At 45.5% G+C, this 12,777-nt stretch carries 8 protein-coding genes, 2 tRNA genes and 1 pseudogene; 6 read left to right on the forward strand and 5 right to left on the reverse strand.

From position 1 onward, the window contains the following. Positions 1 to 119: 119 nt before the first annotated feature. On the reverse strand, positions 120 to 2,912 hold the full coding sequence (gene ileS, locus ADP71_RS01730; RefSeq protein ID WP_171460841.1) for an isoleucine--tRNA ligase: 2,793 nt from the start codon (positions 2,910 to 2,912) through the stop codon (positions 120 to 122). A 64-nt stretch (positions 2,913 to 2,976) separates the two neighbouring features. Continuing rightward, positions 2,977 to 3,909, reverse strand: a complete 933-nt coding sequence (ribF, locus tag ADP71_RS01735; protein ID WP_171460842.1) for a bifunctional riboflavin kinase/FAD synthetase — start codon at positions 3,907 to 3,909, stop codon at positions 2,977 to 2,979. Between the two features lie 237 nt (positions 3,910 to 4,146). Between ribF and ADP71_RS01740 the strand changes: the two are divergent. The 5 genes and pseudogenes from ADP71_RS01740 to ettA all read left to right on the forward strand — a co-directional run bounded on the left by ADP71_RS01740 (position 4,147) and on the right by ettA (position 10,412). Then, positions 4,147 to 4,895: pseudogene (locus ADP71_RS01740) on the forward strand (amino acid ABC transporter permease). Positions 4,896 to 4,994: 99 nt separating this feature from the next. Continuing rightward, the gene (ubiD, locus tag ADP71_RS01745; RefSeq protein WP_104932353.1) at positions 4,995 to 6,470 is read left to right on the forward strand and encodes a 4-hydroxy-3-polyprenylbenzoate decarboxylase; all 1,476 of its coding nucleotides are present in this window, start codon (positions 4,995 to 4,997) and stop codon (positions 6,468 to 6,470) included. Between the two features lie 306 nt (positions 6,471 to 6,776). Further along, on the forward strand, positions 6,777 to 7,961 hold the full coding sequence (locus ADP71_RS01750; RefSeq protein WP_019959279.1) for an extracellular solute-binding protein: 1,185 nt from the start codon (positions 6,777 to 6,779) through the stop codon (positions 7,959 to 7,961). 177 nt (positions 7,962 to 8,138) lie between these two features. Next, positions 8,139 to 8,618, forward strand: coding sequence for a hypothetical protein (locus ADP71_RS01755; protein ID WP_019959278.1), 480 nt, complete (start codon positions 8,139 to 8,141; stop codon positions 8,616 to 8,618). 126 nt (positions 8,619 to 8,744) lie between these two features. Continuing rightward, complete coding sequence (gene ettA, locus ADP71_RS01760) at positions 8,745 to 10,412, forward strand: energy-dependent translational throttle protein EttA (RefSeq protein ID WP_026353681.1); 1,668 nt, start codon at positions 8,745 to 8,747, stop codon at positions 10,410 to 10,412. A gap of 69 nt (positions 10,413 to 10,481) precedes the next feature. Here ettA and ADP71_RS01765 read toward each other — a convergent pair whose 3' ends face one another. The 3 genes from ADP71_RS01765 to ADP71_RS01775 all read right to left on the reverse strand — a co-directional run bounded on the left by ADP71_RS01765 (position 10,482) and on the right by ADP71_RS01775 (position 11,284). Further along, positions 10,482 to 10,982, reverse strand: coding sequence for a hypothetical protein (locus ADP71_RS01765; protein WP_155970607.1), 501 nt, complete (start codon positions 10,980 to 10,982; stop codon positions 10,482 to 10,484). A gap of 138 nt (positions 10,983 to 11,120) precedes the next feature. Next, positions 11,121 to 11,195: transfer RNA gene (locus tag ADP71_RS01770), tRNA-Glu, on the reverse strand. A 12-nt stretch (positions 11,196 to 11,207) separates the two neighbouring features. After that, positions 11,208 to 11,284, reverse strand: a tRNA-Arg gene (locus ADP71_RS01775). A 132-nt stretch (positions 11,285 to 11,416) separates the two neighbouring features. Between ADP71_RS01775 and ADP71_RS01780 the strand changes: the two genes are divergently transcribed. Continuing rightward, positions 11,417 to 12,766: a 3'-5' exonuclease family protein gene (locus ADP71_RS01780; protein ID WP_104931351.1), complete on the forward strand. Its 1,350-nt coding sequence runs from the start codon at positions 11,417 to 11,419 to the stop codon at positions 12,764 to 12,766. Positions 12,767 to 12,777 lie beyond the last annotated feature (11 nt).

Below are 12,777 nucleotides of genomic sequence, written 5' to 3' on the forward strand. Positions count from 1 at the left end.
TGTATCAGTGCATGAGTAGCTTATTTTGAAACCAATCTATTTCAAATCTACCCGATTATAAAAAAGCGTCCTGTAAACTTTACAGGACGCTTTTGACAACTCAAATCAACGCTGACAGCTTATGCTAACAAGCGTTCTTCGCCTTTGCCTTCAATGTTGTCAGCACAACGCGCGCACAAACATGGATGCGCAGCAACGCTGCCCACGTCTGGCAAGTAATGCCAGCAACGCTCACATTTTTCGCCTTCGGCTTTTTCAACAGTAATGCTTAAAACTTCGCCTTCGTTAACAGTCACTTTAGACACCATCAACACAAAACGCAACTCCTCGCCCAACGCACGCAAATAGCCGTAAGTTGGTTCAGGCGCAGTCACGCTGACTGCCGCTTGCCAAGAAGAACCCACTACATCAGCAGCACGTTTGGTTTCGATTTCTTTGTTGATGGCTTCGCGTACTGCACGCACTGCTTGCCATTTTTTCACCAACTCTTCTTCTACGTTTTCAGGCATAGACGGGAATTCGTGCAAAGTATGGTACATCACCGAGTCTTCATTGCTGCCAGCCAAAACTTCCCAAGCTTCTTCTGCGGTAAAGCACAAAATCGGGCTGATGGCCAAAATCAAGCTGCGTGTAATGTGGTATAGCGCGGTTTGCGCACTGCGACGAGCACGGCTGTTCGCTTGTGTGGTGTACAAACGGTCTTTCAAAATGTCCAAATAGAACGCGCCCATTTCGTCGGCACAGAAATGTACGATGTCTTGAACCGCATAATGGAAAGCGTAACGTGGGTAATGGTCGCCCACCAAACGCTCTTGCAATTGACGTGCTAACACTACCGCATAACGGTCTAACGACAACATGTCGTTGTAACCGACTGCATTTTCAATTGGGTCAAAGTCTGACAAATTCGCCAATAAGAAACGCATCGTGTTGCGCAAACGGCGGTAGCTGTCGGTGGTGCGTTTTAAGATTTCGTCAGAAATCGCCAATTCGCCTGAGTAATCGGTCGAGGCTACCCACAAACGCAAGATGTCGGCACCCAAAGTATCGTTCACTTTTTGTGGTGCAATCACATTGCCGATGGATTTGGACATTTTTTGACCTTTGCCATCCACCACAAAACCATGCGTCAACAATTGGTTGTAAGGTGCACGATTTTGAGTGGCACAAGCGGTCAACATAGACGATTGGAACCAACCACGATGCTGGTCAGAGCCTTCTAAATACAAGTCCGCAGGCCAAGTCAATTCTGCACGTTGTTTCAAAACTGCATAATGCGTTGAACCTGAATCAAACCAAACGTCCAAAGTGTCTGGCAATTTGTCGTAAACTGCTGCATCTTCTGCGTTCAATAATTCGGTTTTGTCCAATTTGAACCAAGCTTCGATGCCTTCTTTTTCGATGCGCTGTGCAATGATTTCTACAAATTCAGCGCTTTGTGGATGCAATTCACCTGTTTCTTTGTGAGCAAAGAAAGCCATAGGCACACCCCAATTGCGTTGGCGTGATACACACCAATCAGGGCGTCCTGAAATCATTGATTCCAAACGCGCACGACCCCAAGCTGGGAAGAATTCGGTTGAATCCACCGCATTCATTGCCACATCACGCAACACTTTGCCTTCATGGCCTGATTTGTCCATCGCGATGAACCATTGAGCCGTCGCACGGAAAATAATTGGGGTTTTGTGACGCCAGCAATGTGGGTAGCTGTGTTCCATTTTTTTGAATGCGAGCAAGCGGTTGTTTTCTTGCAACCATTCAATCACCACTTCATTGGCTTCCCAAACGGTTTTGCCTGCCACACGCGAGACATCCGAGCGGAAGCGACCGTCATTCATCACAGGACAATCAATCGGCAATTGGTATTTCAAACCCACATTGTAGTCGTCCAAACCATGCGCAGGGGCGGTGTGTACCATGCCTGTACCTGCATCCGCAGTCACGTGGTCACCCACAATAATCGGTACGATGCGCTCTTCTAAGAATGGATGCTGGACTTCCAAGTTTTCCAAATTGATGCCGACGGTTTCACCCAAGATTTCAAAACTCTCGAAACCATAACGAGCAGCAGCGGACTCAACCAAATCTTTGGCCAATACCAACACGCGGCCTGTATTACTGCGCACCAATTGATACGCCAATTCAGGATGCACGCTGATGGCTTGGTTGGCAGGCAAAGTCCAAGGTGTGGTCGTCCAAATGACCGCTTCCACGCTTTCTAATTGCTCACCTGAAAACTCGAACACTTGCGCGACTGCTTCCGCATCCAAAAATTCAAATGCCACATCCAAAGCAGGCGACACTTTGTCTTTGTATTCTACTTCTGCTTCTGCCAAAGCCGAACCGCACTCTAAACAAAAATGAACCGGTTTTTCACCTTTGACCAAATAGCCTGCTTCTTGGATTTTGCCCAAGTTGCGCACGATATTCGCTTCGGTATCGAAATTCATGGTTTTGTAAGGATTGTCCCAATCGCCAATAATGCCTAAGCGAATGAAATCTTTTTTCTGGCGCGCGATTTGTTCTTCTGCGTATTCACGGCACAATTGGCGGAATTTGGCAGCAGGAATCTCTTTGCCATACAGTTTCTCAACCATCAATTCAATGGGCAAACCGTGGCAATCCCAACCGGGAACATAAGGCGCATCAAAGCCCGCCCAAGTTTTTGAGCGCACAATCATGTCTTTTAAAACTTTGTTCACCGCATGACCAATGTGAATATCACCGTTGGCGTAGGGAGGGCCATCGTGCAAAACGAATTTCGGACGGCCAGCTGCCACTTCACGCAATTTCTCGTAACGCTTTTGTTGGCGCCATTGTTCTACCCATGCACCCTCGCGTTTGGCAAGGTTACCGCGCATCGGAAACGGCGTATCCAATAAATTGACGGTGGTTCGATAATCGGTCATAACTTTCTCTATATATTGGTGGTTCTATTTAATATGTCATCTATACAGGCGTCCTGTAAAACTTTTAAGCCTGCGTCCAAGCTTTTGCTTGTGACATGTCCATGTGTATTTTTTGTTGTAATGCTTCCAAACTGTCAAATTTGGCTTCATCTCGCAATTTGTGTAAAAACGCCACGCGCAAACGCTGTCCGTATAAACTTTCATGCCAATCAAACAAATGTACTTCACATTTTTGATTGCGGCTGTCGGTCACGGTCGGATTTAAGCCAAAACTGGCAACGCCTCTGCGCTTGCCAAAATTGCCTGTCACTTCTACCACATATACGCCACTTAATGGAAACGACAGCACAGGCAAATGAATATTGGCAGTCGGACAACCCAATGTGCGACCTAATTTCGCGCCGTGTTTGACTTTGCCTGTCAATTGATAAGGATGTCCTAACAAACGTTCAGCCAAATCCAAACGTCCTTTGAGCAAGGCTTCACGCACCGCGGTACTCGAAGCACGGGTGTTTTCGACCATGACGCTGGATGTGTTTTCAGTCACAAATGCATTTTGTGCTTGGAGCAAATCAAACGTGCCTTGGCGCTTAGCACCAAAGCAGAAATCATCACCGACCAGTAAATATTTCACATTCAATTGGCCAATCAACACGTCATCAATGAAGCGTTGAGCATCGATTGCCGCAAACTCGCTGTTAAAACGGCGCACATTCACGCCTCGCAATCGCGGTTGGTGCTCACGCATCAGGCGCAATTTGTCGCGCATTGGGCTTAAACGTGGTGGCAAAGCCAATTGACGTTGACGAGCGAAATACTCTTTCGGTTGTGGTTCAAATACCATCGCCACTGCCGGTAAGCCGCGCGCATCCGCTTCATTTTGTAAGCGTGACAAGATGTGTTGATGTCCTAAATGAACACCGTCAAAATTGCCTATGGTCAAAGCGCAACCATTTTGAAACAGTTTGGCATCGGTGTGCCCCAACCAAATTCGCATATCGATACGGCATCTTTATGGTGATAAAACGTTTTATTTTAAACGCTATATGCAATTGCAGCTAGTCTTTTGCAGCATGATGCTTGACGCCATGCACAACAATCAATACTTAAAATCGGTAGCATCAGACAACAGATTGCCTTAAACTTCGCATAATATTAACGTTTCATGTGGCTAAATTGACAAAATACACACAGTTGTAGCCGTCGGGACACATCCTTTCAGTTGGAGTGATTTATGGATTTTCGCTTTGATATCATTTACGAATATCGCGAAATGTTTTGGATCGGGGCGAAATATACCTTAGGTCTGACCGCATTTTCTGTGGCCGTGGGCACGGTTTTTGGTTTAATTGGTGCTTTGTGTCGCTTAGCAAACTTTGAAAAAGGCAACATTTTGTTGCGTACATTGGGCTGGTTTTTGCGTACAGTCTCTTTATTGTATGTGACTTTGTTCCGTGGTACGCCATTGTTTGTGCAGATTTTTATTTGGCATTTTATTTGGTCAGTCGCCCTCATCAATCCTGTTGATGGTTGGCTGATCAGTGGTGAATTGGCGCGCGAGTTGCGCAAAGAATACGGTGCATTGATTGCGGGGGTGCTTTGGCTTTGTCGGTCAATGCGGGTGCTTATATCACGGAAATTTTCCGTGCAGGCATTCAGTCTATCGACCGTGGCCAAGTGGAAGCGGCGCGTTCTTTGGGTCTGAATTATGCCCAAACCATGCGTCATGTGATTTTGCCACAAGCGACCCGTCGCATGTTGCCGCCGTTTGGCAATGAGTTCATCACTTTATTGAAAGACAGCTCTTTGGTGTCTGCCATTGGTGTGGCGGAATTGGCATATGTGGCGCGTACGGTTTCAGGCCGCTTCTCGATTTACGAAGAGCCTTATTATGCCATCGCCTTGATTTACTTGGTGATGACCATAGGTTTGGCAGCGTTGTTCTCTTGGTTGGAAAAACGTTATCGCATCGGTCAGCGTTAAGCTTGAACTTATGACTAGCCACAACAAGCCCGACTCGTTCGGGCTTGTTTGTTTTTGTGCCATAATAAGCGCCATTATAAGCGTCCTGAAAAATTGCTCATGAAATATGCTGATTTGCGCGACTTCATCTCGCAGCTAGAACAACAAAACAAACTCAAACGCATTGCCCATCCGGTGTCACCACATTTGGAAATGACCGATATTGCAGACCGTGTCTTGCGTGCCGAAGGTCCAGCCTTGCTGTTTGAAAACCCTACTACCGATGGCAAGCGTTATGATTTTCCTGTGTTGGCCAATTTGTTTGGTACGACCGAACGTGTGGCGATGGGCATGGGGGCGAAAGACTTGTCTGAGTTGCGCCAAATTGGTCAAACTTTGGCATATTTAAAAGAGCCTGAGCCGCCAAAAGGCATTAAGGACGCTTTTTCGAAATTGCCTTTGCTCAAAGACATTTGGTCGATGGCGCCGAATGTGGTTAAAAAAGCACCTGTACACGACATCATTATTGAGGGCGATGATGTGGATTTGTCGGTGTTGCCGATTCAGCATTGTTGGCCGGGCGATGTGGCACCATTGATTACATGGGGCTTGACTGTTACCCGTGGTCCACACAAAAAACGCCAAAACTTGGGTATTTACCGCCAACAAGTCATAGCCAAAAACAAAGTCATCATGCGTTGGCTCGCTCATCGTGGCGGTGCTTTGGACTTTTTGGCACACAACCAAGCCAATCCAGGCCAACCTTATCCTGTGTCTGTGGTTTTAGGTTGTGATCCTGCAACGATTTTGGGTGCGGTGACGCCTGTGCCTGATACTTTGAGTGAATACCAATTTGCGGGGCTGTTGCGGGGCTCACGCACCGAATTGGTCAAATGCATAGGCAACGATTTGCACGTGCCAGCTCGCGCTGAGATCGTCTTGGAAGGCGTGATTCATCCCGATGAAACCGCGTTAGAAGGCCCATATGGCGACCACACGGGTTATTACAATGAGCAAGACCATTTCCCTGTGTTTACCGTTGAGCGCATCACCATGCGTCAAAACGCCATTTACCACAGCACTTACACTGGTAAACCAATCGATGAACCTGCGGTTTTGGGTGTGGCGTTGAACGAGGTATTTGTACCATTGTTGCAAAAACAATTTCCTGAAATTGTTGATTTTTACTTGCCGCCTGAAGGTTGTTCTTACCGCATGGCGGTGGTGAGCATGAAAAAACAATACGCAGGTCACGCCAAGCGTGTGATGATGGGTTGTTGGAGTTTCTTGCGCCAATTTATGTATACCAAATTCATTGTTGTGGTCGATGAAGATGTGAATGTGCGTGATTGGAAAGAAGTGATTTGGGCAATTACAACACGTATGGACCCTGTTCGCGATACGGTTTTGATTGAAAATACGCCGATTGATTATTTGGATTTTGCCAGTCCTGTGTCTGGCTTGGGTGGTAAAATGGGCATGGATGCGACCAATAAATGGCCAGGTGAAACCAACCGCGAGTGGGGCGTTGTGATTGAAAAAGATCAAGAAATCTCACGCCGAGTGGATGCGATGTGGCAAGATTTGGGTTTATAAGAAATTTGAGTTTAAATAACTGACACTTACATTGTGTTTTGCATCTATCAAGCGTCCTGTAACTTACAGGCCGCTTGATTTGTTTTTAAAGCCCATTGATTTACAATTTTTTTGTTGCAAATGAAGCGTATCGCGGTTAAAAATAAACATAGGTTGGGTGGCTTGAATCGACCCTGCTGTTGCCTAATAGTCAATTCTTATTGGTCTTTGCTTGGCAGCATAGAATTTTCCGCTATAATCCGCGCAGGTCATGCCTGAGCTTTGAGGCATGACATTTTTTTAATTCGTCAGGGAAAGATAACCTATATGAAAAAATTGCTCTTTGCTCAAGTTGTAACTTTGGCATTGTTAACTGCATGTGGTGGCGGTAGCCAATCACAAGAACCCGCTCAAGCCGCACCTGCAGCCAGCAATACCGATTCAGCTAGCGCAGCCAGCAATCCAGCCGCCGGCCACGATTATCCACAAACATCTGAATTGAACATCTACAACTGGTCTAACTATGTGGATGAAGCAACGGTTGAAGAATTCCGCAAAGAATTTTCTTTGAAATTGAATTACGATTTGTATGAAAACAACGAAGCCTTAGAAGCCAAAGTGTTGACAGGCAAATCAGGCTACGACTTGGTAGTGCCTGGCATTTCTTTCTTGCCTCGTCAAATCCAAGCCGGTGCTTACCAAAAAATCGACAAAAGCTTGTTGAGTAACTATGGCAATATCGATCCTAAATTATTGACCTTGTTGAACCAAGTGGATCCAGGCAATGAATATGCCGTACCTTATTTCTCAGGCTTGAATACTTTGGCGATTAACAAAGACAAAGTCAAAGCTGCTTTGGGTACAGACCAGTTGCCAGAAAACGAATGGGACTTGGTCTTTAAACCTGAGTACTCTAATAAGTTGAAAGCTTGTGGTATCAGCTTGTGGGACTCTCCAAGCGAAATCTTCCCATTGGTGATTAAATATATTGGCAAAGACCCTGCTAAAGCCAGCAATGAAGATATCAATGCAGCTGCGGCCGTATTGAAAGCCGTTCGTCCTGACATCAAACGCTTCAGCCCATCGTTCATCGATGAATTGGCCCGTGGCGATATTTGTGTGGCAGTGGGCAATGGCGGCGACATGAACATGTCTAAAAAACGTGCTGAAGAAGTGGGCAATGGCGTCAACATCGAAGTATTGACACCTAAAGGCATGGGCTTCTGGGTGGAATCTTGGTTGATTCCAGCTGACGCTAAAAACTATGTCAACGCTCACAAATACATGGACTGGACGTTGAAGCCAGACATCGCAGCTCGCAATGCTGCAGAAGTGACTTTCGCTCCAGCGAGCTTGCCTGCACGCGAGTTGATGGACAAATCTTTGGTTGAAACCCGTTCTATCTTCCCGAATGACGAAGATGCAGCAGCTGGTTTCTTGATGCCTGAATTGAGTCCAGATGCGAAAAAATTGACTGTGCGTTTGTGGCAAGAATTGCGTAGCGGTTCTTAATCGCTTTGAATTGACATAATATCCAACATCATCCCCTAACATCTTCTATGTTAGGGGATTTTTATTGGCATATTGGCTAACAATCTGTTTTAATGAAATTAAATACCAAGCGAATATTTTAATTGTTACAAGAAAGCCAATGGCATTTACAATGTACATCTTTACAAGGGTGAAAACATGACTAATAAAACACTTTTAGCCACAATAGGCCTATTAAGTATTACATCTGCTTTTGCACAACCGCCAGCTTTTGGCAACAATCCCAATATGGTCACCAGACAAACGATACACAGTGATGTCAGTGGCAGTACGACCATCACCACTGTGATTGAGCCAGTTCGCCAAACCCAAGATGCCACCGCCACATTCACGCCCATGGCCATGCCTGTGGTTAATACCAATCCAGAAGCTATTATGCCGAAGACAGAACCTAGTGCTGCGGCATCTTTTTTGGCACCGAGTTCAACACATCAGCCTGCTACTTTAGATCATGAGGTTGTGACCCACTACCATTTAGGTAGCCAAAAAGCAGAAAAATCAATGCCTGCTTATCAAAATCCCGTTAACTCAAACAAACAAGCACCAACGGTACGCTATGAAAATATGCGCGAAGATCCAGAAGATGTGATGATGCGTATTTTGAATCAACGACAATAAACATCTATACACGAGTCATTTTTTACAAATGCCTAAAAAAGCACATTTTTATGTGCTTTTTTAGCATAAATAAGTGTTTATTTTAGGTACAATAGCGCTTTTATCAAACTGACCGAGTGACAGCAAATGAGTCAATACGTTTACTCAATGTTGCGTGTGAGCAAAGTAGTGCCACCGCAAAAACAAATCATCAAAGACATTTCTTTGTCTTTTTTCCCTGGCGCTAAAATTGGCTTGTTAGGTTTGAATGGTTCGGGTAAATCAACCGTCCTGAAAATCATGGCAGGCGTGGACAAAGAGTTCGAAGGCGAAGCGGTGCCAATGAGCGGCATCAAAATTGGTTATTTGCCGCAAGAGCCTGAGTTGGATGCGACCAAAACCGTGCGTGAAGAAGTTGAAAGCGGTTTGGGCGAAGTGGCCGATGCACAAAAACGTTTGGACGAAGTGTACGCAGCTTATGCCGACCCCGATGCAGATTTTGATGCTTTGGCTGAAGAACAAGGCCGTTTGGAAGCGATTTTATCCGCAGGCGCAGGCGACAATTTAGAGCACCAATTGGAAATTGCGGCCGATGCTTTGCGCTTGCCTGAGTGGGACGCCATCATTGGCAATTTGTCAGGTGGTGAAAAACGCCGCGTGGCTTTGTGCAAATTGTTGCTGTCTAAGCCTGACATGTTGTTGCTTGACGAACCGACCAACCATTTGGATGCAGAATCGGTTGAATGGTTGGAGCAATTTTTGGTGCGTTTCCCAGGCACCGTGGTTGCAGTCACGCATGACCGTTACTTCTTAGACAATGCTGCCGAATGGATTTTGGAATTGGACCGCGGCCATGGCATTCCTTGGAAAGGCAACTACTCTTCTTGGTTGGAACAAAAAGAAAACCGTTTGGCCACCGAATCCAAACAAGAAGCGGCGCGCATTAAATCGATGAAGCAAGAATTGGAATGGGTACGCCAAAACGCCAAAGGCCGCCAAGCCAAATCCAAAGCGCGTATTGCCCGTTTTGAAGAAATGTCGAGCTACGAATACCAAAAACGCAACGAAACTCAAGAAATCTTCATTCCAACTGCCGAGCGTTTGGGCAACGAAGTGATTGAGTTTACCAACGTGACCAAATCGTTTGGTGACCGTGTGTTGATTGATGATTTGAGCATGCGCATTCCAGCAGGCGCGATTGTCGGTATTATCGGTCCTAACGGCGCGGGTAAATCGACTTTGTTCAAAATGATTACTGGTCAAGAAACGCCTGATTCTGGTGAAGTGAAAATTGGTCAAACCGTTCAATTGTCTTACGTCGATCAAAGCCGTGGTAATTTGGGCAATACCAAAACCGTGTTTGATGAAATTGCCGAAGGTCGCGACATTTTGCAAGTGGGCAAATTTGAAACGCCTGCACGCGCCTACTTGGGTCGTTTTAACTTCAAAGGCGCAGACCAAAGTAAAATCGTCGGCAATTTGTCAGGCGGTGAACGTGGTCGTTTGCACTTGGCCAAAACCTTGATTTCAGGCGGCAATGTGTTGTTGCTTGACGAACCATCAAACGATTTGGACGTGGAAACTTTGCGCGCGTTGGAAGATGCGTTATTAGAGTTTGCAGGCTCAGTCATGGTGATTTCGCATGATCGTTGGTTCTTAGACCGTATTGCGACCCATATTTTGGCAGCCGAAGGCGATTCAAAATGGGTGTTCTTTGATGGTAACTACCAAGAATACGAAGCGGACAAAAAACGTCGCTTGGGTGAAGAGGGCGCGAAACCAAAACGCATTCGCTACAAACCTGTGAGCCGTTAATTCGTTTGACTTAACAAGCTTTAAAAAAAGCGTCCTGTAAATTACAGGACGCTTTTGTATTCAAATCATTTATTTGGCATTTAACCATTGAATCTTGGCTTCATCCGCGACAGAGCCTAATTTAGCTGTCATGTTGGTATCCACTTTACAAGCTTCAACGACCAAGCCAATGGCCATGTCTTGTGGGTTGCTGCCAACCAAACGGGTCAAACCACGGGCATCGGCAGATTTCACTTGTGCAGGTGCTGCTAGGTTTTGTGTCCACGTAATATGGCGACCACTGCTAGAGAATTCATTGTATTTAGGGTTGTTGGTGCGCAATAACAAAGGTGATTGGGCACCATCATAAACCACTTGTACACCTGCTACTGTGTTGTTTTTGATGCCATATAAGGCCAAAACACGACCACCTTGGCATTGATAAGCCACTTCTTGGTAGCTGTCAAACTGCACATTGGTTTGCACAGGTTTGCTCTTCGCTTGTGTAGATGGATTCGGTGCATCAGTAGAAGCACACGCACTTAAAGCCCAAGCAGACATTGTTGCGATTAACCATTTATTAAATTGCATAAAACCATTCTCACATAAGGTTTAGATAAGTGGTTCAAGATTACCATGCTTGAATATAAGTTCCAAGTTAAGCAAGGCAAAGAATCAAGGCAGACGGCAGAAATGAAAAAAACCAGCTCGAAAGCTGGTTTTTAAAATTGGTACGCCCACGGGGAATCGAACCCCGGTTGCCGCCGTGAAAGGGCAGTGTCCTAACCGCTAGACGATGGGCGCGGCTTTTCAGAATGGTGCACCCGGAGCGATTCGAACGCCCGACCCTTTGGTTCGTAGCCAAATACTCTATCCAACTGAGCTACGGGTGCATCTGAAGAGAAATGCATTATAGGATGGACTTATTTGTACGTCAAGAACTTTTTATAAAAATATGCATAAATTTATTTGGCCAGCTGTTTTAGCGGTAGAATAAGGCGTTTTTTGTTTCCGGCCACTTCTCCATGTTACGTCACGATGACTTACATACCTTGCAGCAACAACTGCAATTTTTAGCAACCCCCATCGTCATCATCGATACCGAAGCCACGGGTGGCAATTTATACCAAGACCGTTTGACCGAAGTGGCATTGATTCGCTTTGACGAACACGGCATACATACTTATGAGCAATTGATTAATCCTCAAATGACCATTAGCCCTTTCATTGAAGAGCTTACAGGCATCAGTAATGATATGGTGGCAGCTGCACCTTTGTTTGAGGATATTGCAGATGAATTGGCACATTTTTTAAAAGATGCTGTTTTGTTCGCTCACAACAGTCGTTTTGATTATCATTTTTTACGGTTGGCATTTAAACGTTGCGGCAAACAATTGAGCATGCCGCAATTGTGCACGGTGAAATTGTCACGCCAATTGTATCCTGAACATTTCAAACACAACTTAGACAGTTTGATTGAACGTTTTCACATTGTTTTACCGCAACGTCACCGCGCGATGGCAGATGTGGCAGCTTTAACGCAATTTTTGGCACAAGCAAGTCAAGAACGTGGCCATTTATGGCAATCTGCTTTGTACAAACACATTACACCAAGCTTGTTGCCTGATTGGTTGCCTGAGCATTTGAAGCAACAATTACAAGCCTTACCAGATGAATATGGCATGGTTTTGATTTGGCACAAAGATGCCAAACAGCCCAAAGTGCGGGTGTGTGAACACATGTATCATGATATGTGTCACAAATTACATGCCAAACAAGCCCAAGATTGGTTTGCCAGTATTGTCAAAATAGAAGGTTTTGCGGCCATTGGACCATTGGATGCTGCAGTGATGTCTAGCCAATATGCCGATCCCAAGCAGCATGCTTTTTATACCATACGTTTAATTAAGAATGACCAACAGCGTTTACAAGCCAAAATCCAACCTTTGGGTACGCAAATCACTCACGAACCTCCTTTTGGCGTCTTTGCTCATCCCAAAGCTGCCAAAAAAGCCATCTTAGAGTGGGCGCGTGAACATGGCTTTTGCCCAAAATATTTGGATATTTTGCCGCAAACGTTGTCTGAACAGACTCCTTGTCCTATACACAGTAGCAAAAAATGTCATGGTTGGTGTCCTCAATTGAATGAACAAGAAGACATTGATGCTGCCTTGCGTCAAGAAATGACCAAGTTGCCTATTGCAGGTTGGCAACAACGTTGGCCACACAATGCCCAAGAGGTGGATTTGGTCACAGGGCAAACCAAGCAATGGCATGTTGCAGGTTCTGCCATTCAAACGGAAGATGGTTTGTGGCTGTGGGATGCGCGGGTTTTTCAAGCTTTAAAAGAACATTTTCGCAAGCCACAAGCTTAAAAGCGTCATCA

Source organism: Vitreoscilla sp. C1 (assembly GCF_002951955.2).
Classification (GTDB): domain Bacteria; phylum Pseudomonadota; class Gammaproteobacteria; order Burkholderiales; family Neisseriaceae; genus Vitreoscilla; species Vitreoscilla stercoraria.